Source organism: Enterococcus sp., from assembly GCF_032555305.1.
GTDB lineage: Bacteria > Bacillota > Bacilli > Lactobacillales > Enterococcaceae > Enterococcus_A.
Genome location: NZ_JAWGOQ010000008.1, coordinates 24,332 through 47,979 on the forward strand (window position 1 = coordinate 24,332; position 23,648 = coordinate 47,979).

The following is a 23,648-nucleotide window of genomic DNA, read 5'->3' on the forward strand; positions in this document are numbered from 1 at the left end:
TTAATCCTCTCGAATAAAGGCATCTTTCACCCGATGCCAGAAGTGCATATGCCGATAGGAAGCGAAATGAATCCGTTCATCAGCGATTTTGTATTTGATCGATGTAATATCTTTACTATTAATGTCTAACTGATCGATGGTAATTAGATGCTGCTCATTGCTTTTCAACCGAACATCGATCCACTCATGAGAGCCGATAATACTTGGTGAGCCTAGTGTTCTGAAAACACGGTTATTCAGTGACGCAATCTCTGATAATTGCATCGCATTGATGCTGGGATGCACCACCGCGCCGCCAACACTCTTATTATACGCAGTCGAACCGGTCGGAGTAGAGATCGCTAACCCATCACCCCGAAATCGCTCAAATAATTCTTCTTTAATGTAGACATCCGCAACCATCGTGCGACTGCCTTTTCGGATCGTGGATTCGTTCAGCGCTAAAAAGTGTTTCTGCTCCCCATCGGTTGTAGTCAAAAGAATATCCAACAGCGGATAGCTGACGCTTTTCCCTTGTTCAGCACTTAAACTATTGACCAGCTCAGGCAGTTCATAATCTCGCCAATCCGTATAAAAACCGAGGTGCCCCGTATGTACACCTAGAAAACGTACTTCATCTAGTCGATGATTGTAGCGATGGAACGCTGATAATAATGTCCCGTCACCGCCGATAGTGATCACTAATTCCGGGTCGCGCTCCACGATTTCCAAATCATCCTTTTCTGCTAATAATCCTCTGAGACGCTGCAATACTCGAATTGATTTTTCTTCTTGATTATGGATGATTCCGATCCGTAGCCCCATGCTTTTTCACTTCCTTTTTCTGTTCCTTGCGATTAAATACATGCTGCGCTTCTTGAATCTCACCGCGTATACTAGACATTTCTTCATCTAATTGGTAAGCTGCTTCGGCCGCACGAAATAATCTTTCTTGAATATCTTCGGGAATTTGCCCTTTATATTTGTAGTTCATCGAATGCTCGATCGTCGCCCAGAAGTTCATTGAAAGTGTTCTGATTTGAATCTCTGCCAGAAGTTTTTTCTCGCCTTCCAGCATCTGCACCGGATATTCGATTACCAAATGATAGGAACGATATCCGCTAGCCTTTCGATTCGTGATATAATCCCGTTCTTGAATGATCTTCATATCATTTCGTCTGCGCAAAATTTCTACTACTAAAGGAATATCCTCCACAAACTGACACATGATACGCATGCCAGCCATGTCTGACATCTCTTCTTCTAAACGGTCCAACGGAATTCCCCGCAGCTCTGACTTATTGAGAATACTTTCAACCGGCTTGACGCGTCCTGTTACGAATTCGATCGGTACATGATCTCCGCTTGTGCGGTATTGTTTGCGTAATCCGCGTAATTTAATTTTTAATTCAGCTACTGCCAATTCATAAGGCGCAAGAAATGTATCCCAGTCTCTCTCCATCCCATATCCCTCGCTTCTTTTTCCATTCCTTACTTATCTTATCATAAACTTTCAATAGAAAGAATTGTCACATTTTTGTACCTTATCAAATATTACAAAATACTAACATTTTCATGGAATTCGTTCTAATTGTTTGACTATATAGGTTATTCTATGTGAGGATACCTTATATTAGGAATTTTCTAGGATCAGAGGTAAAATAGGATTGAGTAAAGAAATTGAAATCGAATTCAAGAGCATGCTGACAAAAAAGGAGTACGAAACACTGTTACGTTATTACAATGTTTCAGATGAACAATTTGTAACACAAACCAATCTTTATTTCGATACGACTGATTTTCAATTAAAGCAACATGGCATGGGGCTAAGGATTCGCCGTTTCGCTGATAAAGCAGAGGCGACATTGAAGATTCCTCAGACCATCGGATTGTTAGAGGTCACAGATCCCTTAACTTTAAATGAAGTAGATGAAGCTTTAGCTAAAGATCAATTTGCCCAGCAAGCCGCTGAGATTTTGGAACAGCTAGAAACGTTAAATATCCCATTATCCGACTTGCACTTGATTGGGAAACTAATCACAAATCGGGCAGAATTTATGATATCTGAAGGAAAACTGGCTTTGGATGAAAGCTGGTATAGCGAACATCACGATTTCGAGTTGGAATTGGAAGTACCCAACTCTGGTTTTGATGAAACAGCGTTCAAACAGCTGCTGGCTAAGTTTGATCTACCTTACCGCAAAACACAAAATAAAATTGTTCGCGCTGTATCCGCTCAGCAAGAGCAGAATAAAGAAATGGAGGGACTTTAGTGATTGAGATTTATTTGTTTGTGAATCCGATCGGAAAAAAATGTTTATCGATCGAACGGCGAATTATCGATTTGATTCAAGAATATGACATGAAAATTCAATTACGTTTGATACCCATCATGAATTTGAAAACAGTCTCGGAATTTATGCAGCGCATCGGCGCTTCCGAGAAGGACACGCAATTGCGAACCGAGTTATCTCAGGAGATTCATTCCGCAGCGCTTGATGTCAAAGCAGCACAGCTTCAAGGGAAAAAACGTGGACGGGACTTTTTAGTCGAGCTGCAAAAAACAGTCGGCGAGCAAAAGCAGCCTTATTCTAAAAAATTAGCAATCCAGCTGTTTACTAAAGTTGGCGGTGACTTGGAAATGTTTTTGGAAGACCGGCATTCGGCTTTTGTACAGGAAGCATTCTTGAGCGACCAGCAGATCGCACATGATATGGAGATCACTTCGCACCCTTCCGCTGTAATCTATAATTACGGCAAAGATTACGACGCAGGTATTCGCATTGAAGGCTGTGACACGATCCATCATATCTTGGATACATATAATACGAAGGAATCATTGATAGCCTTTTTAGAATCACAAAGTAAAAATACATCCATCAGACAATCTGATATGGACAATCATTTATCATTAATCTAAAAAAGTTCATTGCCGAGTGGCAATGAACTTATTTTTTTATCTGAACTGCATTATCTTTAGTAAAGATATAACTCTTCTGCTCTTTCTTTAAATACAGACTAATCTTGTCTTGCCGCAGCTTCTTGATTCCGACATTGAATCCTACATCCTCACTATCCTTGATGCAATAGACGCCACCTGGAATTTTTTCGAACCGCGCACGCCCTGCTTCATCCGTGGCTGCCATTAGCGGAATACCATGTCTTTGAACTGGTCGTTTGCCATTTTTCGTGTACATAGCAAACTCATGCCCCGCCAATACATTTCCTTCAGCATCTGTACGCAGCAGGTTCAAATTGAACAGCCGTTTTCTCAACAGATACACATGGATCGCACGATAGATTCCAAAAAGCAGTAATAGGATAGCCAATCCGACACCGACCAAGATCAATATCTGTTTCAGCTTCCGCGAATCATCCGCTTTTTCAATGGCTTTCGCCATCTTCTCTGTATAAGGTACTCGGTGACCAGTCACTAATAGTCGATGACTGTTAATCATATACGGCGTACAGGTCAACAGCGTCACGATGTCGCGCCCGGGTTCGATATTGATTACTGAGGTGTCTTTTGGTTCTACAATATCGATCTTATCTACTTCATAAGCCAGCTTCTCTTCAAACAGCGTAATGACAAAGATCTCGCCCTTTTTCACATCCTCCAGATCCGTGAAAAGCTTTTTCTCAGGCAGCCCGCTGTGAGCCGAAATAACAGAATGGGTATCCACCCCGCCTGTCGGAAAAGAGGTCCCTTGTAAAACAGTCGCCCCTTCCTGCAACAACTTTTCATTGGTGGTATCAAAGAGAGGCAAGGTGATCTCGATGGTTGGAATACTGATCGCACCAATCAAATGCTTGCGAATATAGTCATCGCTCACAATTTTCCGTTCATTATCATTCGTAAACTTCGGTGCTTTAGGTACAAGACCATTTTTTTTCAGCTCTTCATTTCGCTTTTTCATCCGTTCTTTGGCCTTACGTACCTGCTCTTTGTTCTGTTCCTTGTTTTGCTGCTGAACTTCTTCCATCCGCTTCTGGTCGATGAAATCGTTCACCGCATTGATATAGAAAGGATACATCATGACGAGTACCCCAACCAAGAAGACTAATATCATGAAAATTTTGCTGAGCATCTGTCTTTTGGCGCTTTTAGGCTTAGGTGATCTCTTCACACTAGCTCACCTTCTTACTTTCAATAATATAATGTTTGATTTTCTGTTTAATATTCTTGTATCCGCGGCGATTCAGGATCTTAAATTTCTTATTCTTCAGCCGCCAGACTTTTCCTTTGACGCTTAAGCCATTTTCCGTTTCTACACGATAGACACCGCCTGGAATGTCTCTGAATTCGATCCTTCCGAATGCATCGCTGACTGTATGAACAAGTTTGCCATCAAATCGAACAACATCCTTCTTCTGAGTAAGCAGTGCCCGAACACCCGGTAATGGTTCCCCATTCTCGTATAAATAAAAGACAAATGTGTAGTTGCGTTTCTTTGATTGATACAGAATGATTTTGCGCCAGACAAAGTAAGCAAAAATGATAGAGAAGAAGGCACAGCCGGCAATTAAATAATAAACACGTCGGCGATGGTATTTTTCGGTCTCTTTGATTTTCTTCGCCGCCTCGACTGGATAAGCGACTCGATGTCCGGTAACTAATAAACGATGACTGTTGACCCCATAAGGAGTACAAGTTAACAACGTTACTTGATCACGATCCAATTCGATTTTAAGCGCGTCAAATTTATCAGGCTTAACGATCTTGATTCGATCAACCTGATAAGCTAATTTCTTCCCTTCTATATGTAAGAAAAATTTATCTTTCTTTTTCAACTGGTCCAAATCAGTAAAAAGCTTCTTTTCTGGCAAGCCGGTATGTCCTGTGATTACCGAATGGGTTCCTTTTCCACCTACTGGAAATGAAGTCCCTTGTAAAACGGTCGCGCCCTTATCCAGCAAAAAATCATTCGTCTCGTCATAGACTGGCAAACTAACCTTTATTTTAGGGATGAAGACCGCACCGATCATGTGCTTTTCAAAGTATTCTTTTTTGGGGCTTTTCGTTCCCTGAAGAGAGGTTTCAAATGGATCATCGAAGCTTCCGGCACCTGGAATGATTGTCTTCAATTTTTTATTTTCTTTTTCAAGCTTCGCCAGTCGTTTTTTCTTTTCCGCCTCCGACCGAGCTTCCATCTTGTCTTGAACTTCTTCAAGGCGCTGCTGATCAATATAATTGTTGATCGAATCAACGACGAATGGATACATAAAAATTAGAAAACCTACAATAAACATAACAGCAATTGATAATTTTAACAGCAAGTCAATTTTGTCTCTTTTGTTCGGTTTACTCATTATGAATCCACCCCCTCTACTTATGCTAATTCTCGCATAATAATAATCAAAAGAGAAATTCCAATTGTAAAATTTCTTTCAATTATTTGAATATATGGGGTCCAATTATTAAGATTTCAAAAACAAATCCCAGTCCTATGCACATATAGAAGACTTTATGTTTTCATGACTCCGTTTTGAAAAAATGTTATAGAGTATCAAACTTTAATAAAAATAAATATTTTATTAACTTAATGTGAAGACTGACTCTCTCTCTTTTACGATTAAATAATTGAATGATTAATAACTGATTATACGTCCGCAACGATCAAAAAAGAACGACCAGCTGGCTATCGTTATGATGATAGCCGCTGATCGTTCAACTATTAATGAAGGTTTTATCCCTTCAATTCTTCAACTAATTCTTCTAGTTCATCCAAGCGTTGAGCAAATATTTCCATCGCATCTTCAATATAGGTCGGCTGTGTCATATCGACGCCGGCTTTTTTCATGACCTCGATTGGATAATCGCTGCTGCCTGATTTCAAGTAAGCCAAGTATTTTTCCAGTGCATCTGGTTCCGCTTCAACGATTCGTTTCGCCAATGCACTTGCTGCTGAGAAGCCAGTCGCATATTGATAAACATAGTAATTATAGTAGAAATGCGGAATTCTTGACCATTCATCTTTGATCTCTTCATCATTGACGACGATTGGTCCATAATATTTCGCATTTAATTCCCCGTAAAACTTGCTGAGGTGTTCACTGGTTAATGGTGTTCCAGCAGCATCCTCAGTATGGATAAAGTGTTCAAACTCTGCAAATTGCGTTTGACGGAAGATCGTTCCCTTAAACCCATCCAAGAAATGGTTGATGATATACGCGCGAATCTTTGGATCTTTTTCCGTTTCTAACAAATAACTAGTCAACAGATTTTCATTGGTTGTCGAAGCAATTTCCGCTAAGAAAATCGAATAATCACCGTAAACATATGGCTGGGTATGGCGAGTGAAATAGCTGTGAACACTATGTCCCATCTCATGAACCAAGGTATATAGCTCATCCAAACGATCATGCCAGTTCAATAGAATATATGGCTGGGTATCATAGGCACCAGAAGAATAAGCGCCGCTGCGTTTGCCTTGATTTTCGACAACATCGATCCAGTGTTCAGCGAATGCTTTTTTCACAACCTCTAGATATTCCTCACCCAATGGTTTTAACGCTTCAAGGGCTTTAGCCTGTGCTTCCTCGTAAGTAAATTTAATCGGAGCTTCAGCTAAAAGCGGAGTATATAGATCATACATATGCAGCTCGTCTAGTCCTAGCAGCTCTTTGCGCAATTCTACATAACGATGCAGCAACGGCAAGTATTGATTGACTACCAACGTCAGTGTTTCATAAACATCTTCCGGAATATGATTTCCGCTTAACGCCGCTTCACGAGCAGAACCATATCCGCGAACCTTTGCTTTGTAATTATGACCTTTGATATGCGTGCTCAATGTGGAAGCAAAGGTATTGCGGAATTGATGATAAACAGAATACAAAGCTTTAAAGGCTTGTTCACGAACCGTTCGATCCGTACTTTCCAATAATTGTCCATAAACACCGTGTGTCAATTGGACGTCTTCACCCTCTTCGTTCTTCACAACTGGAAATTTCAGATCCGCATTGTTCATAACAGAAAATGTATCCGAAGAACTGCCAAAAATTTCACTGGCCCCTGCCAATAAAGCTTCCTGTTCTGCTGGTAAAACATGCGCTCTTTCTGAAATAATCTGCTCTACGAAATGACGGTACAAGTCCAGCTTTGGTTCATTCTCGAAAAAGGCCCAAATTTCTTGATCTGAAAGTTGCAGCATTTCCGGTTCAAACCAGCTGACTGCTTCACTGACCTGGGCGATTAAGCTAGAAGCACGTGCATAAAGTGCTTGATTCGTTGTATTAGCGGTATCTTCATCATTTTTCAAATGGGCATACACATAAATGACTTCCGCCTTGCGATAAATATCTAACACATATTCGATTGCTGTTAAAAATTCTGCTGCTCCTTGACCTAGAGTTCCTTTGATCTTATCGACTTCGGTTAATTCATTTGATAAGTCTTGAAATTTCTCCTCAAAAGCAGCATCATCTGCAAAAATTTTCGTTAAGTCCCAAGTCAGTTCAACAGGAACTTCTTGGCGTTTTGGCAATTGTTTTGCTTCACTCATAAAAACACTCCTAACTCGTTTTAAGGTAATTTTTCTCTAGAATAATTGATCTAACATCTGTTAATCACATTCAATCTTACCACAATTTTAAAAAAAGTATTTTTAAAAGGAGTCAGGCTGATGAAACTTTAGCCTTTCTTTGACAAAAGATCGCTTCAAGATAAAGCCGCTCCAAAATCTCTCGCTGATCGATTCGATAAAAAAGCCACTCTCTTTGATTCGCCTGACGATAATCCAAAAATTTCTGGAAAATCAGCGAAGCATTCTTCCTCTCTTTTTCAAATAAATAGCGAAAGACCAGAAGATCTTCTTGATAAAAAAAGAAGTAACGGCTGGGAAAATACATCCAATCTGGCAAATATAACAGGTGTCTCCGCTCTTGATAAAAATAATGCTGCAACTCACGGATTCCTGCATTGCTTTGAACCAGCTTGAGGCTCAAGGTTTGTTTTCTTTCAGTCACACTTTTAATAGTAGGAAAAAGATGAGGTGGACGTTTGGAAACAGAGAAATGAAGAATTTCTTTCAATGGCTGCGAGAAGCTAGGCCACCGTTCCTCGCAATATACTAGGCCATCAATCTCATGGATATGGTATAGCAAACGAAGCTGCTTTTCTTCTAACAACCATAGATGCAACCCACGATCCTTATCAAAGGAGCAAAATTGTTTTTGCAGATGACTGAACTTCTCTTTGGGCCATAGCTTTTTTCCAAGCAACCACCAATCTTGATAATTTTTCTGAGAATAACCAACGATCCGCTCTTCCAGACGAGAACTTTTCAACGGTGAACATTGGATTTCCACCGCTAACCGGTCCAGCAACAAGTCTGGACGTTGCGGCAAATCTGATAACGGTTTTTCGATTCGCCAGTCCCTCTCAAAACGACTGCCCCATTGATAAAATAGTTGCTTCAGAGCCAAATGTTCGGGTGTTTCTCCTTCACTCAGACCATGACATTCTATGTTCTGAACATGAGCAAAATGGGGAATCTTGATCTTCCCTGCTTTTCGAACCAAGCGCCCCCCACAATCTGGGCAAAAGCAGTTCTTATTTTCATCAATCTCCGAAGCACTGATCATTTCTTTTTTCTCTGTGTAAGCAAACAACATTCTCCTCACCTCGTAAAAAGATACGCAGCTGAGGTGGGAATAGCTTTGGATTAGTTGAAAAAAGCTGCAATTAAAGATTTAAAAACTATGAACGAGTGTTCAAATACTCAAGCTCATAAATATGTTCAAACAGAACGGATTTGAACTGACAGCTAACTCTTATTAAAAGTATTCATTTTTCCAAAAAACGGAAAAATGAGGCTTATTTTCGATTCACATATCTTTCCGCTAAACAACACGTACCTACATACAATCAGATAAATTGTTTTGTCAGTCCGATTTTGAGCAGCTCCCAAAAGTTTTGAACTGACAGCTATCTCCAATTAAGGTATTCATTTTTCCAAAAAGCGGAAAAATGAGGCTTATTTTCGCTTCGCATATCATCCAACTAGACATCACGTACCAATATACAATCGGAGAATTTTTTGTCAGTCCGACTTTGAGAAACTGCGAAAAGTTTTGAACTGACAGCTATCTCCAATTAAGGTATTCATTTTTCCAAAAAGCGGAAAAATGAGTCTTATTTTCGTTTCGCATATCATCCAACTAAACGTCACGTACCAACATATAATCAGAGAATTTTTTTGTCAGTCCGACTTTGAGCAACTGCGAAAAGTTGGACTGACAAAAAAACCACCGTCAGATTAATGAACAGTGGCTGTTGAACTATTTAGTTAAAATGAGCTCGGGTAATTTCAATTGCATCCCGATGCATCAAAAGTTTTCCGTACTCTTCCAACATTTCTGTTGAAACAGAAGAATCTTGCGCATATTCTAAAATCTCCGCGATTACATCGGCTAATCCAAATTCGCCGAAAATCTCAGGATCAAAGTAAACCTGCAAATAGTATCGCTCATTCAATAGATATAAATCACACCAGGCCTCATCTAAAAAGTGATAGCTTGCTAATTCAATCATGTCTTCAAAACTATTCAACTGAAAAACCCGTAAGCGATCAGCTTTATCATCTTCTTCAAGACTTTCAGAGTTGGCTAAAATTTGCTGACGAATCAATTGATCAAAATCGCTTGATTCAAACTCTGTCGAATTATTCATTTTATTAAGGTCTTCAGGCGTCAAGTTTTTACTAATAAATAGTTCTAATCCGTCATTTTTCGGAAGAACTTGGAACGTCACCGCTTCACTGCTCTTGAACTCATCTTCGATATCGACTTCCTCTAAAATACTATAGAAGAAAGATTCGATTTCTCGATGATTTCCTAGCAAATCTAAAAAGGTAATACCGCGTTCGGCTAAATCTTCATTCTCGATAATGACTCGGATTGTATTCTCATTGATGTGTTCCATCTCCATCTTGGCACACCTCACTTTAAAGATAGATTATATGTTCATTGTAACTGATTCCGCTTAAAAGTAAAGAAAGCCGACGAATTTTATTAAAATCCTATAAACAAAGGTGAAGGCTTTCTATTTAAGTGGTAAGGCATTCAGTAAAAAAACGTTTACAAGGACACCCGCAATTAATGGTTTTCATAAAGCTCTGTCACCCCATCATATTCGCGGTTGTTTAGCTTTATAAGTCCAATAAAAAAAGACTTCTCCAAAAGTTTTCTTCGGAAAAGTTCTTCATTCACTGTCGCATCTATGAGTTTTGGGTATTCATTTTTCCAAAACCAGAAAAATGAGTCTTATTTTCGTTTCGCATATCATCACGCTAAACATATTAATCCAGAGATTTAATTGACATATAAATGGATACTATTACGCCAAATACTGCGAAAAGCGTGACTGACAAAAAAATACCCCGTCTGAACGGGGTATTCATTCTATAATCCAGCCATTAATTGGGCTTGACGTAATTCATATTGGCGAACATCACGAGGCAAGAAACGACGAATTTCATCTTCGTTAAAACCAACTTGCAGACGTTTCTCGTCGATCATGATCGGACGACGCAACAATCCAGGATTTTCTTTTACTAAGTCTAGCAATTCCTTCAGTGATAGTTCATCTAAATCCATGTTCAACTTTTGGAAAACTTTTGAACGGGTTGAAATGATTTCTTCAGTCCCATCCTCAGTCATTTGTAAAATGGCCTTCAACTCATCAATGTTCAATGGCTCAGAAAAAATATTTCGTTCAACATAAGGAATCTCATGTTCCTGTAGCCAAGCACGTGCTTTCCGACATGATGTACAACTAGGGGAAGTATATAGTGTTAACATGCATATCACTCCTTTTCTTGACTCTCAATTTTTGTAACAGGTAATACTGCCTTCCTGCTATCTGTTTCTATTATACAAAAAAAAGGTAACAAAAAAAAGAGTTGCTTGTCTTTTTTTTGCAAATATTAATGTTATTTAATTTAAATCGTCGTTATAGAAGCCTCACGGCAATTCAAATTTGTCAAGATGAGAAAACAATGGCTTATCTCTCATTTAAATTAGTGATATAACAGAACATAAAACTGTATTAATCCCGAATCTATTTGAGCCAAATTTTTAATTTTATTCTAAACAAAGAATTTTTTTATTTTTAAAAAATTGAGAAAGTAAAGTTTTATAAGCTAAAAATGTATTCACAAAACTTTGTATATCAAGCTCTTTTTAGAATCATTTTAAAAAAGAATCATAATTAAAGGACGTTCGTTATTATTTTATAGTTATTTTATTTTAATCTCTTAGTCATTTTTCTGTATCAAATTTTTTGTTTAAAAAACACATTAAAAATAGATACAGCTTCCAAATATTCAAAAGAAATCAAAAATTTTATAGACTATTCAAAAATTGGTAGACCTCAGATTTTCGCGGTCGTTCGTCTTTTCAATCATTATTTTTTTTGACAAGAATATTTTTGATTGATTGGTCTTCATGTTTTTTTCACTATTTTACTGCACGAATAACATAACAACTTCTATCTAATCATGCTACTATTTTGCTCAGCCTAAATAAAAATTATAAAATTTTGCTATAATATGTATATTCAAAATTTAGGAGTGAGTAAATGATTCAAGGAATCGTATTTGATTTAGATGATACCTTATATGAACAACAAGCACCCTTTGCTTCAGCAATCAGCGAACTATTTCCAACCTTTCCAAAAAGTAAGATGAATGCATTATTTATTCGTTTTCGTCATTATAGTGATCTGCATTACATGAAGTCGATCACCGGAGAATGGACCTTGGAAAAGATGCGTTATGAACGAATTCGCTTGGCATTGCAAGACTTTGATTTTCTTCCAGACGATCCTGAGCTAGATTCCTTTCAAGCAGCTTATGATCGTGCGCTGCAGACGATTTCTTTGCCTTCGGAAATCGTTGCTTCACTGAACTTCTTGAAACAGCAAAAAGTTCCATTAGGAATAATTACCAATGGGCCTGTTGGGCGTCAGCAAGATAAGCTTGATGCTTTACAATTAACTCGTTTTATCGCTTCAAAAAATATTATCATTTCTGATGCTGTTGAAATTCAAAAGCCTGATCCGGAAATATTTCATCTGATGGAAAAACGATTGGACATAGCCCCAGACTCACTTTTGTACATCGGCGACAGCTTCGACAATGATGTCATCGGTGCTAAAACGGCTGGCTGGTCAGTTTGGTGGTTCAATCATCAAAATCGACAAATTCCAGCAGGACAAACAGCGATTTATGACAAGGAAATCACTAGTTTCAAAGAACTAAATGAGGCTCTTACTATCAAAAATAGTTTGCAGAATTAATTCCTTAAAAAACACGCTCCCAGTTCATTTTGAGCTGAGAACCTGTTTTTATTTGATCTTACTCACCCAAACTCAAGATCATGCGAATATCTTCTTCGGTAAGCTTATTGGTTTGTTCTTCATTGCCTTGGATGACTTTTTGGAACAGCTCGCGTTTTTCCTGCTGCAGCTGATTCATTCGTTCCTCAATAGTTCCTTCAGCAATCATCCGCCATACTTCAACAACCTTCTTCTGTCCAATTCGGTGGGCACGTCCAGCAGCCTGTTCTTCTACTGCAGGATTCCACCAAAGATCATAGAGAATGACTGTATCAGCACCGGTCAGGTTCAATCCAGTTCCTCCGGCCTTCAATGAGATCAGGAACACATCCTTTTCGCCAGCGTTGAAGGCATCCACCATTTTCAGCCGATCTGAAACCTTCGTGCTGCCTCGCAAATAAAAGCTGGTAATCCCCTCTTCCGCAAACTCTTCTTCAATGATAGAAAGCATGCTGGTAAATTGTGAGAATAGTAAGACCCGACGACCATTTTCCTTCGCTGCTTGAATCAGGTCCTTGACTTGATCCAGCTTGCCAGAACCGCCTTCGTACCCTTCCATAAATAAACGAGGGTCGTCACAGATTTGACGCAAACGAGTTAGACCAGCCAAGATGCTTACGCGTTGTTTTCGGAAGGTCGCAGAGTCCATTTGATCGACTTCTTGCTTCATCCGTTTTAGGTAAGCTAGATAAACGGTCTTTTGTTCCTCCGTCAAACTGCTTAGGACATTCGATTCGATCCGCTCCGGTAATTCCTGCAAGACGGTATCCTTGTCACGACGTAAAACAAACGGTTGGATCATCTTGGCGATCTCTGGGACAGCCATCTGACGGAAACGTCCAATCGGCGGGAAGAAGCCCGGCATAACTGTCTGGAATAATGACCATAGTTCCTCCAGATTATTCTCGATCGGTGTACCACTTAAGGCAAAGCGATGCGGTATGGTCAAATTCCGTAAGGCGCTAGATGTTTTGGTCGAAGCATTCTTCACCATTTGTGCTTCATCTAGGATCATGTATTGATAGCCCAGTTCCTCATGCAAATCAATATCTTGACGCAAACTAGCGTAAGAAGTGATGACGATCTCGTCCGCATCCGCAAGCAGCTGCTCACGTTCGCTGCGATTACCTGAAACGACTGCTGAGTTCAGGCTTGGTGCGAATTTTTTTATTTCCGCCTGCCAGTTATAGACTAAACTTGCAGGTGTCACGATCAGTGCTTTGATCGGCTGTTGCGCTTTTTCAGCTAATAAGAAGGTGATGACCTGAATCGTTTTACCAAGGCCCATTTCATCGGCTAAAATCCCACCAAAGCCATAATCGCTTAACATTTTCAACCAACGGAAGCCTGCTTCCTGATACGGACGCAGTGTTGCTTGCAGATTATCCGGCATCGGTACTTGATAATCGTCAGGATGTGTCAAATCCTGTACCATCGCGGTAAAGCTTTCGCTGAATTGTGCCTGTGGATTATCCTTTAGGCGTTGCTCCAGCATAATCCCTTGACTCTTCGGCAATCTGATCAAGCCATCTTTCGCGCTGATGCGCTCCCGTAATTGACCGATCATTTCACTGGTTTGTTGGAAAGCTTCCGAATCAAAAGAAAGCACCTCGCCATTGTCCAGTGTGTAGAAACGATCCTTCCGCAACAGACTGTTTAGAACTTGGTCAATCTCATTATCATTGATTCCAGTAACATCAAATTTGATATCGAGCCATGAACCTGCTTGATCAACTTCGATCGTTGGCTGGAATTCTTCGCCATCTAAGAATAGCTGACGCAGTTTCTTCCCCATTCGAACTTCCGCATATCTCCTGAACTCTTCCACTTCAACTTTGAAAAAGTAGTAAAGATTATCTTTGACTGGCAGCTTCTTTTCAAAGCCGGTCTCAATTTTTTGATAGCGATAGGTGTCAAATAGATCCAAGATGCGTTTTTCTTTTTTTCGATCTCGGAGAATCTCGACATTGTTCGGCAGCTTCGGCTGATGGGCTTCATTCGTGGAAAAATAGGCGCTGCCATAATGAAATTCTGCTTCAGCTTTGACCATTCCCTTGATTTTGCGGAAAATCACCACTGCCCGTAACGGTTCTTCCTTCATAATTTCTGTCACATCATCCGAAACAATCACTCGTCCGATTTTCCGTAGATAAGGGAAAACATCGGTAAATAATTGTGAAAGTTGGCGCTGTTCATAAGCAATGACCGGTTCTTTCAGACGCTTCATCAATTGCTTCAGCGTGATATATGTGTCTTGCTGCTCGTGAGTCAATAAATAGTAGGAATTTTCAACGAAGCCTAGGAAATAATTACTGTAATAGTTAGTAAAGCCATCCTCGATCGTCAGACCAAAGTCGTTCTCCCCACGTTTTTCCAAATTGAAGGACAACGGTAATTCCTGACCTTCATGGACTTCCGAATAGGTTTTATCGCCCAGTTTGATACTTAAATTTTCGGTTTTCTCCATCGCCTCTAATAGCTCTTGAATCCGATGAACTGGCAACAGGAGATAACGTTTGTCCAATTTCCCTTTGACTTGCAGCCCAGCTTTTCCTAATAACTGATAGGTCTCGCTAACACCAACTAAATCTTCGATCAAATCACGGCATTTTGGATCAAAGGCTCCGGCTTCGATCTGGAACTTGTATTGCTTATTGACGGTATAGGCTGAATCCGTCTGATACGCATGTAAAAAGTCGTACAAGTTTTTTACGATGTAGCTGCGTTTGTTCAGGTTGCTGCCGATGCGCAACGATACTGCCAATACATCCAGTTCAGGATGATAGGGATTCGTCGGAATTGCCTCCACCACAAATTCTACGAATAACGATTGCAGCGGCTCTGCTTCTTTTTCCAAGCGGGAGAAGCCTTGGTTCAATAGGTCGGCAAAAGAAACGCTGCTTTCCATTTTCTTCGGTAAAACAGTCTCAGGTTTGATTACCCGGGATAACCCTTTTTCTCGCAAGTACAATTCAACTGCCACGGTGTGCTTGCAGTAACCATGCTCTTCCCAATAAGGACAAGCACAAATATCATTTTCTTTTCCACTGCCATCTAAATCAACCAGATAAAGTTCGCTACCTAATACTTCACCATGCCAAACACGTCGAGCGGGATCTGCCTCAACGGATAAGACCCGCCCCTCTTTCAAATAGGTTCTGCCGCGTTCGATCACTTTTTCTGGAATACTCCATCTCATTTACGTTTCACTCCATCCTTCTAGCTGGTAACGAATACTGCTACGTCCCGTCCCGCTAGTTTCCACAATGATTTGTTGTGGGATCCGTTCTTTCAATTCTCGTACGTGACTAATAATGCCAATCATCCGCCCCGCATTCTCAATGCCTTCTAGTGCTTCCATCGCCATCTCCAGCGCTTCCTCATCTAATGAGCCGAAGCCCTCATCGATAAACAAGGCTTCGATCGCGACACCGCCCGCTTGATTCTGGATCACTTCCGCCAAGCCCAATGCCAAAGATAGAGCAGCGATAAAGCTTTCACCACCAGATAAGGTATGGGAACTGCGTGTTGCTCCGGCGTTGTCATCATAGACATTGATCTCTAATCCAGTATTGCCTTTCGAACGACCTGTTTCCTGCTTCAATTCAAAGCGATATCGCCCTTTTGTTAATTGATTCAACTGCTGATTGGCGCTTTGCAGAACCTCTGCCAAGTACCATTGCAACACGTAGCGTTCCAAACTAATTTTTTGTGGATTATCACCATTTAGCGTTTGGTACAGCTGGAGCATTTGGCTTAATTCATCCAGCTGTTCTTTGCTTTGCTCCTGCAAGGCTTCGATTTTTTCAATCAGTTCACGTTGCTGCTTCAGCTGGTTTTCTTTGGCGTAATGCAGTTGTTGAAATTCAGCTACTTCAGCTTCGCATTCTGCTGTCTGATTCTGTAGTTGCTCCAGCTCTGGCTCTGCTTGATCCTTGATTGTCTCTGCTAATCGTTTTTGACGATCCTTGAGGACTAGAAGTTGTTGATCAAAATCAGTAATCTCTTGCTCTAACAATGATAGATCAATCGGCGTTTCTGTTAATTGTTCAATGAGCAAATCTGCTTCAACCAATTGTTTGTCCAGCAGCGTTTGAAACTTCTTCACGTTTTCTGCAGTTTCAAGCTGCTGTTTAGTCAACAGTTTTTGATTTTCCTGTAAACGAATTCGCTGCTGCTCTAGTTCCTTCATAGCCGCTTGATGTGCTTGCAGGCGTTCACGATAGTCTTTGAGTGCATCCGTTAGTTCGGCAATCTGTACTTCTAGTGTCGGCAGCTGCCAATCTGCCGTTTGTTCCTCCACACCAGCTAAGCGACCGTCTAATAGTTGTATTTCACCTTTTATAGCATTTACCGCAGCCTCGATTTCAATTCTTTTCGCTTGATCATTTGCAATCGTTGCTGTAATCACTTGTAGATCTTGCTTCGCTTCTGCGAGCTCAGCCAATGCATCGGCGGTCTCTTTTTGACGTTCTTTGAGAAACTCGGAAAGCTCCGATAATTCTGCTTCGATCTCTGTCTGATAATAGTCATTAATAACGGCTTGAAGATCGTTGATCCGCTGTGCTTGCGCTGCTTGTGCCGCTTCTCGTTCTTCCTGCAATTTATCAAAGGTTTTTATCGCAACATCATACTGAGCATCCGCTTGATCGCGAATCAATTCTAATTGCTTGATGCGCGCTTCTTGCGTCTCAAGCGCCACCTGCAATTGCCCCAAGTTATCTGTTGACAGCTCGCTGTGCTGAGCGGGATTCGGATGTTCCTTTGAACCACAGACTGGACAAGGTTCTCCCGGCAGCAAATCCATACTCAAGCGTGCAATTTCAGCGGAAGCCCACTGACTTTTCAGTTTTTTATAGTCCGCTGTCTCGCTTGTTAATTGATTGCTTGTGCGGCTGGATTTTTCCACCAGTTGCGCCAATTTGATCTGCTGTTCTTCTTCCTCTTCCTGCTGATCAAATATTTTCTTCGCTGAATCCTCCAATTGCACCACTTGTTGTTGCAATTGTAATTCTTCATAGCGACGATTTTGCCAGGTCTCTTCAGTGCTTAGTTTCGTTTCTAGCGCTTTTTGTTCTTTTTCATGCGCTTTTACTTGCTCGATAATCTGTGATAATTGCGTCTGCTGATCCGTTTGTTTCTTTGTTAATTCCGCTTTTTGCTTCACTAGTTGTTCTTTTTGTTTTACTAATGGCAAAAGAGTCTCTAGGTTTTGAAGCTCTTTTTCTTTTGCCTGCCAAGCAGTGCTTTGCTGTTCAAACTCAGCGGCTTGCTTTTGACAGTCTGAGTATTGCCGCTCCAGCTCCTCTGAACGCTGTTGATTTTCATTTGCTTCACGCGTCTGTTGAAGCTGCTGCGCTTCTAGTTCTTGTGTTCGTTCATAAGCTGGACGTATTTTTTCGATTTCTTTTGCTTTTGCTAATTGCTGCTTCTTTTCCTCCTGCTCCGGCTGACGTTCTACCAATTGCTGGAGCTGCTGGTTTGTTTCCCGTGCTTGATGGAAACTTTCAGCTAAATCTTGTGCTTTTTGCAATTGCTGCTGAAGTACTTTTTGCTTGGTTTGCTTTTCTAATAGTTCGGTCTGACTTTTTTTAAGCTCGTTTTCTTCTGCTACTAAATATTCGCGGGCAAGATTCAGTGATTCCTCATAGGTTGCCCCCTTTTCAGCGGTCACTTGTTGAAATAGCTGGTCGATTCGGGTGGTTAATTCACTGACCGATTTTTCCAGCTCGATCTTTTGCAATTTCAAATCATCCGTAAAATTCCGATAAAAGTTGGTTCCAAATAAGCTGCGCAGCACGGTTTCCTTTTCCGTGCTATTGGCATTCAGAAAGGTTCGAAACTCTCCCTGCGGCAGCATCACGATCTGGCGGAACTGATCCTTTTGCAGATGCAGAATCTGATAAATCACTTCATTGACAGCATCCACCTTCGTATAAGCTTCCGCTTCTTGACCAGCATCATCAAAAATACTCAATTGGACCTTCTGATTTTTTGTCGTCTCGCCCTTGCCGTTTTTCTTGGCCAATGTCTGTTTCGGCCACCGTTCGATGGAATAGCTTCGCCCCTGATGTTCAAAGATAAACTGAACGCGCGTTTCTTCGGTGGGTTCGGCAAAAGATGAGCGAATCTCGTTGGAGGAGCGTACGCCTCCTGATGCATCGCCATACAAGGCAAAGGTGATTGCATCAAAAATCGTTGTTTTCCCCGCACCGGTTTTCCCGCTGATCAGGAATAACGGTGCCTCAGACATTTCTTCAAAGTCCACTTCCTCATGAAGAAATGGACCAAAATTATCCATGATTATTTTCTTTGGAAGCATTACTCAGCGCCTCCTTTTTTTAGGATCATGTGCAAGCCTTCTTCAATCCACTTTTTCTGCTTGGTGGTCAATTCATTTTGCGAAACCTCGATAAAGAAGTCCTCGGTTAAAGCAATGGGTGATTTTTCTTTAATGTTTTCTGATTTTAAGCGAGTTTCGACAGAAGTCTCAAAGCCGTTAGCCCGTTCAACTTGAATGATCCGCGGATAGACTTGGCGCAATTGATTCATCAGGTTAGGAATCACCGCACGATCCTCTAATAAGATCGATAGATAGTCTTCACGATTGATCTCAGTATAAAACTTTGGATCCAGTAATTCCGTGAAACTAGCCTGCAGCTCCTGAATCTCATGAAGCGGAGCCAGCACGCGGAAGGAAAACTCAGCCGTTGATGTATCCACGATCCAAACGCCTTTTGTTTGATCCTTTTCCGATAAAGAATATTTTAGCGGCGAACCGCTGTATCGAGCGTTCACCATTTTCAACGCATCTTTTCCATGTAGATGGCCCAATGCTACATAATCAAAATCTTCTAATAAGCTGCCATTGATACCATCAAGTCCGCCAACTTCGATCTTGGTTTCCGAATCTGTCTTGCTGCTTCCGGCGACAAAAAAATGACTCACTAAGATATGCTTCTTCGTTGGATCAAAGCTTTCCTGCATTTTTTCGATTACTTTCGGCATCGCCGCTTGGATCGTCCGTAAGTCCGAATCTTCAAAATAAATCCGTGCATCGACTGGTTCAAAATAGGGCAATAGATAAAATTGAGTATTCCCCATTTCTACAGGAGTAAACGCCTCCTCCAAACGCGTATGCAAATGAAAATTCGCTTGATTGAACCATGGCGCCCCTGTCGCTAATCGTGTGGCACTGTCATGATTACCAGAAATAGCCAACAATGGAAAATGTTCGGTCAAATTCCAATCAGCGATCGTTTGATTTAATAACCGCACACTATCTTCAGAAGGCACTGAGCGATCGTACAGATCACCGGCGATGACAATAGCGTCCACAGCTTCTTCTTTAGCGATTTTTAGTATTTGATCAAGAATGTATGCTTGATCTGGCAACAAGTCATAGCCATGCAGCTTCTTGCCAATATGCCAGTCAGCAGTATGTAAAACTTTCATTGATCCACCCTTTTCCTAATTAAGTCCTTCCCAAAAGTATAACACGATTCGCCATTTTTTTCTGCTTAGCAAGTGGATGTCACTTCAGAAGGTTCCGGATTTTCAGCCTTGTAAAGGGGATCGTAGTGAAAAAAGGTCCCGAGCTCACTATTAGAGCTCGGGACCTATTTTAAATTGGCTGAATTTAATCCACCTTTTTTTCTTTGGCAACATACTTAAAGTTTGGATTGATCTCACGGTCTAGCTGATCGAATGCTCCTTGCACACGGCGTTCGACTTCGGCTAATCCGGCTTTGTCCATTTTTTTGATATCAGAAATATCAATAGGATCACCAAAGCGAGTGATTACTGGTGTCCGCTTGAATAATTGGGAAAATTTCGTTGGTCCTTGATAAACACAAGGGACGATTGGCTTTTTCGACAAACGAGAGATCAAGGCCATCCCACCCTTTAATTCTGATGAATGCCGCGTTCCGCTGGGAAACATGATCAAGCTTTTATCTGATTCCTTCAATAATCTGACTGGACGTTTCACTACACTTGGACCGGGCTTATCACGGTCCACTGGAAAAGCATTCAAATGAACGAGGATAAAACGCAATATTGGATTCTTGAACAACTCTGCTTTTGCCAAAAAGCTGAATTGTTTTGGCGATGCTCCTAAGGCCATGTAAACTGGATCCCACCATGTCCGGTGTGGAGCGACTAGGATGTAATTCCCCTCTGGTAATTTGTCTTGATTTTGATATTGAGCATTACCGTTGACGACCGCTAAGATCGTTCGTGCGATGACACGGATAAATTTAAAAAACATTTTTTCTTTCCTTTCAGTAAACTAACTAAACGTAGTATAATACAACGGTATGATTTTTTTAAGGGGGCACAAGAAATTGTTAAGAAAAGGCGAACGAATCGATCAGCTTTACGCTGAAGACATTCAAATCATTCAGAGCTCGGAAGTGTTCTCTTTTTCCATTGATGCAGTTCTTTTAGCCAATTTTGCTCGAGTGCCGAAACGCGGCAAAATTATCGACCTCTGTGCCGGAAATGGTGCAATCGGACTTTTTCTCAGTCGAAAAACGTCGGCTGCCATTGATCAGATCGAACTCCAGCCTCGCTTAGCCGATATGGGCCAGCGCAGCATTCTTTTGAATCACTTAGAAGAGCAGCTAACAATGCATGAACTAGATTTGAAAAATACTTTTGATATTTTCAATCCTGATTCTGCTGACTTAGTTGTCTGCAACCCGCCTTATTTTAAGGAGCTACCGACTAGCATTAAAAATCCCAATCCTCATCTGGCGATTGCCCGCCATGAGATTCATGCGACTCTTGAGGATGTGGTCAATGTTTCAGCAAAACTATTAAAAATGAACGGCCGTTTCGCAATGGTCCACCGTCCCGATCGTTTTTTGGAGATCGTGGATTGTTTGCGTGCTCATCGAATCGCGCCAAAACGAATCCAGTTCGTTTATCCAAAACCGGGCAAGGAAGCAAATACGCTGCTGATTGAAGGAATCAAGGACGGTAAAAGCGAAGGCCTGCGTTTTCTTCCACCATTATATACTTATGACCAATCGGGCAGCTACTCTGCCGACTTACAGGAGATGCTTTATGGCAACTGATCAATTTTTCTATGTTTTACTTTGTAACGACCACTCTTTTTACGGCGGATATACGACAGATTTGCCTCGACGACTGACGGAACATAACGCCGGAACGGGTGCGAAATATACCCATCCACAAAGTCGCCGTCCAGTGCAAATGATCCACGCCGAACGCTTTGAGACCCGCAGTGAGGCTACTAAGGCCGAATCTGCTTTTAAAAAATTACCTCGCAGGCAAAAAGAAAAGTACCTGCGGGACAACCAAGCAAAAAACGTTTTGTGATCTCTCACAAAACGTTTTTTCGTCCTTCAGGCTATTCGCCCTTTAATATTTCCTTCGTGATTAAATGACAATAATGGATCGATCCAACATCGTTCGGATGAACCTGATCGTCATAGAACCAATCTGGGTGATCCTTACTAAAATTGTACCAGTCGATCAGGTGGACATTTTTGTATTCCTTCGCAGCAGCCTCCAAGTTCGCATTCACATCATTTTGCCAACGACGTGTTGGTACGTGGGTATTGATAATAAATACCTGATGCTTATCCCCCAGAACATTCATAATCTGCGCAAAATCATCCTTGCCAAACGCCCCGTTCGTACCCAGACTCAGTAGAATCGTATCATTCAATTCACCTTTATCCTTTAAAGCTTGAAGCAGCGGTGGACTATCTTTTAACTGCCGACCGACTTCTCCGTCAACGACCATATTAGGGAAGATTTCCGTCAATCCTTTTGAACCAGCCAATAAGACCGAATCGCCAAAAGCTGTTACTTTTAGCTTTTTAGCCTTCGTCACTTCACGATTACTTAAGTCATATTTGTCCGCTAAGCTCGTTGGTGCTTCGGAGCTTTCTGCCGATCCCGCCGTTTCATCTGTTCCGCTGGAATCACTTGGCGTCGTTTTAACCTCGGTTTTATTTGCGGCTTGTTTATTTTGCTCAATCTGCTTCTGCAATGCTTGTTGATTCGCATCGACCTTATTCGTCGGTGCAATGATCACACCGACTACCGCGATAACAGTAATCAAACTTGAAAAGATAAAACCGATTTTTCTGCGGCTTTTGATTGGTGCCCAGAACGACTGTCTTAAAGATGAGAACGTTTTGCGGTAATTAAACGTGCGCAACGGTTTTTCAATATAACGATAAGAAAGCTCTGTAACGAAAAGAATCAAAATCACTTCCATGATCGTATGGAGAAATGTATGATTCGCAACATTTACTTTTGCCTCGTAAAAAATCATTACCGGAAATTGATATAAATAAATGCCGTAGCTGCGTTTGCCGATCCAAGTAAAGACCGGATTCGTCAGCCAGCGATTCCAGCTCGCCCCCGGATGCGCTGTGATGGCCACTAGTAAGACACACAATAGGCTTACTAAAAACATTCCGCCATAATAAACGAACGATAGATCATCACGCATGAATAGGAATGCTAAAACTAACAACAATAACGAGCCCAAGCCGATTCCATTCAAAATGCGCTTAGCCTGCGGCGGTATCTTTGGTTTTAATCGGGTACTTGGCCAAATGAAGGCCAACCCTCCCCCTAATAGGATCGAGAACAAACGCGTGTCTGTTCCATAATAAACACGAGTAGGATCTTGTCCTGGCACAAACCAAACAGCCATTAAGATCGCCGAGACAAAAGCAGCTCCAATAATACTCAGAAAAACCTTACCCTTATTCTTCACCAATTTCATTAATAGAACAAAAACGATCGGCCAGAGAATGTAGTTTTGCGTTTCAACGGCTAACGACCAAATATGTGTGAAGGGCGACTCACCAGAAAATCGATCAAAATACGACATCCCATGATTGATCTGCCACCAATTGTTCACATAGAACAAACTGCTGATGACATTGCCTCGTAAATTATTTAAAAGATTTCGTTGAAACAGTGTTATGTACGCTGAAGCTCCTACCAGCATCGTAACTAACGCTGGATACAGACGTTTCATCCGGCGATAATAAAACTGCTTAATGTCAATACGTCCTGTCTGCTTCCATTCCTGCAATAGCAAATCTGTGATCAGATAACCTGAGACCACAAAAAAAACAGGAACCCCTAAATATCCGCCGCGCATTTGAGCAGGCATCAAATGATATAGAATTACACCGATTACCGCCAAGGATCGAAGCCCGTCAAACCCTGTAATATAGCGGCTATGCTTTAGTCTTTTTCCCATAATTTTACTTTCCAACTTTACTATAGAATATCAAATTAACTATACGTATAATTCTGACAAACTGCAACATTT

The 23,648-nt window shown here is 41.1% G+C and carries 18 protein-coding genes; 5 read left to right on the top strand and 13 right to left on the bottom strand.

The window, feature by feature from the left end:
* Nucleotides 1-804: an NAD kinase gene (locus E6139_RS07780; RefSeq protein ID WP_316402490.1), complete on the bottom strand. Its 804-nt coding sequence runs from the start codon at nucleotides 802-804 to the stop codon at nucleotides 1-3.
* Nucleotides 776-1,441 (bottom strand): GTP pyrophosphokinase family protein, encoded by a 666-nt coding sequence (locus E6139_RS07785; RefSeq protein WP_316402491.1) that lies wholly within the window; start codon nucleotides 1,439-1,441, stop codon nucleotides 776-778. The genes E6139_RS07780 and E6139_RS07785 overlap by 29 nt, the downstream gene beginning before the upstream one ends.
* Nucleotides 1,442-1,646: 205 nt before the next feature.
* Here E6139_RS07785 and E6139_RS07790 point away from each other — a divergent pair, with 205 nt between their 5' ends.
* Both E6139_RS07790 and E6139_RS07795 read left to right on the top strand, forming a co-directional pair.
* On the top strand, nucleotides 1,647-2,252 hold the full coding sequence (locus E6139_RS07790) for a CYTH domain-containing protein (protein ID WP_316402492.1): 606 nt from the start codon (nucleotides 1,647-1,649) through the stop codon (nucleotides 2,250-2,252).
* The gene (locus E6139_RS07795; RefSeq protein WP_316402493.1) at nucleotides 2,252-2,899 is read left to right on the top strand and encodes a DsbA family protein; all 648 of its coding nucleotides are present in this window, start codon (nucleotides 2,252-2,254) and stop codon (nucleotides 2,897-2,899) included. The genes E6139_RS07790 and E6139_RS07795 overlap by 1 nt, the downstream gene beginning before the upstream one ends.
* A gap of 28 nt (nucleotides 2,900-2,927) precedes the next feature.
* On the opposite strand, the gene E6139_RS07800 is transcribed toward E6139_RS07795, so the two are convergent.
* The 6 genes from E6139_RS07800 to spxA form a co-directional block, all read right to left on the bottom strand.
* Nucleotides 2,928-4,106 carry a class C sortase gene (locus E6139_RS07800; RefSeq protein WP_316402494.1) on the bottom strand — a complete coding sequence of 393 codons (1,179 nt, stop codon included), beginning with the start codon at nucleotides 4,104-4,106 and terminating at the stop codon, nucleotides 2,928-2,930.
* A 1-nt stretch (nucleotide 4,107) separates the two neighbouring features.
* A complete protein-coding gene (locus E6139_RS07805; RefSeq protein WP_316402495.1) occupies nucleotides 4,108-5,289 on the bottom strand; it encodes a class C sortase in 1,182 nt (393 codons plus the stop codon).
* A gap of 377 nt (nucleotides 5,290-5,666) precedes the next feature.
* Nucleotides 5,667-7,484 (bottom strand): oligoendopeptidase F, encoded by a 1,818-nt coding sequence (gene pepF / locus E6139_RS07810; RefSeq protein ID WP_316402496.1) that lies wholly within the window; start codon nucleotides 7,482-7,484, stop codon nucleotides 5,667-5,669.
* A gap of 112 nt (nucleotides 7,485-7,596) precedes the next feature.
* Nucleotides 7,597-8,595: a competence protein CoiA gene (locus E6139_RS07815; protein ID WP_316402497.1), complete on the bottom strand. Its 999-nt coding sequence runs from the start codon at nucleotides 8,593-8,595 to the stop codon at nucleotides 7,597-7,599.
* Between the two features lie 670 nt (nucleotides 8,596-9,265).
* Complete coding sequence (locus E6139_RS07820) at nucleotides 9,266-9,910, bottom strand: adaptor protein MecA (protein ID WP_316402498.1); 645 nt, start codon at nucleotides 9,908-9,910, stop codon at nucleotides 9,266-9,268.
* A 473-nt stretch (nucleotides 9,911-10,383) separates the two neighbouring features.
* Nucleotides 10,384-10,782 (bottom strand): transcriptional regulator SpxA, encoded by a 399-nt coding sequence (gene spxA, locus E6139_RS07825; protein ID WP_010739854.1) that lies wholly within the window; start codon nucleotides 10,780-10,782, stop codon nucleotides 10,384-10,386.
* Between the two features lie 778 nt (nucleotides 10,783-11,560).
* Here spxA and E6139_RS07830 point away from each other — a divergent pair.
* Nucleotides 11,561-12,280 (top strand): HAD family hydrolase, encoded by a 720-nt coding sequence (locus E6139_RS07830; RefSeq protein WP_316402499.1) that lies wholly within the window; start codon nucleotides 11,561-11,563, stop codon nucleotides 12,278-12,280.
* Between the two features lie 58 nt (nucleotides 12,281-12,338).
* On the opposite strand, the gene E6139_RS07835 is transcribed toward E6139_RS07830, so the two are convergent.
* The 4 genes from E6139_RS07835 to E6139_RS07850 all read right to left on the bottom strand — a co-directional run bounded on the left by E6139_RS07835 (nucleotide 12,339) and on the right by E6139_RS07850 (nucleotide 20,588).
* Entirely contained in the window at nucleotides 12,339-15,518 is a 3,180-nt protein-coding gene (locus tag E6139_RS07835; RefSeq protein ID WP_316402500.1) for an SNF2 helicase associated domain-containing protein, read from the bottom strand.
* Complete coding sequence (locus E6139_RS07840; RefSeq protein WP_316402501.1) at nucleotides 15,519-18,641, bottom strand: SMC family ATPase; 3,123 nt, start codon at nucleotides 18,639-18,641, stop codon at nucleotides 15,519-15,521. It lies immediately after the preceding gene.
* Nucleotides 18,641-19,774, bottom strand: a complete 1,134-nt coding sequence (locus tag E6139_RS07845; protein WP_316402502.1) for an exonuclease SbcCD subunit D — start codon at nucleotides 19,772-19,774, stop codon at nucleotides 18,641-18,643. The genes E6139_RS07840 and E6139_RS07845 overlap by 1 nt, the downstream gene beginning before the upstream one ends.
* 184 nt (nucleotides 19,775-19,958) lie before the next feature.
* Nucleotides 19,959-20,588, bottom strand: coding sequence for a 1-acyl-sn-glycerol-3-phosphate acyltransferase (locus E6139_RS07850; protein WP_316402503.1), 630 nt, complete (start codon nucleotides 20,586-20,588; stop codon nucleotides 19,959-19,961).
* A gap of 76 nt (nucleotides 20,589-20,664) precedes the next feature.
* Here E6139_RS07850 and E6139_RS07855 point away from each other — a divergent pair, with 76 nt between their 5' ends.
* Both E6139_RS07855 and E6139_RS07860 read left to right on the top strand, forming a co-directional pair.
* Nucleotides 20,665-21,399, top strand: coding sequence for a tRNA1(Val) (adenine(37)-N6)-methyltransferase (locus tag E6139_RS07855; protein ID WP_316402504.1), 735 nt, complete (start codon nucleotides 20,665-20,667; stop codon nucleotides 21,397-21,399).
* Nucleotides 21,389-21,664, top strand: a complete 276-nt coding sequence (locus E6139_RS07860; RefSeq protein ID WP_316402505.1) for a GIY-YIG nuclease family protein — start codon at nucleotides 21,389-21,391, stop codon at nucleotides 21,662-21,664. The genes E6139_RS07855 and E6139_RS07860 overlap by 11 nt, the downstream gene beginning before the upstream one ends.
* Nucleotides 21,665-21,695: 31 nt before the next feature.
* Here E6139_RS07860 and E6139_RS07865 read toward each other — a convergent pair whose 3' ends face one another.
* Nucleotides 21,696-23,576, bottom strand: coding sequence for an acyltransferase family protein (locus E6139_RS07865; protein WP_316402506.1), 1,881 nt, complete (start codon nucleotides 23,574-23,576; stop codon nucleotides 21,696-21,698).
* Between the last annotated feature and the right edge of the window lie 72 nt (nucleotides 23,577-23,648).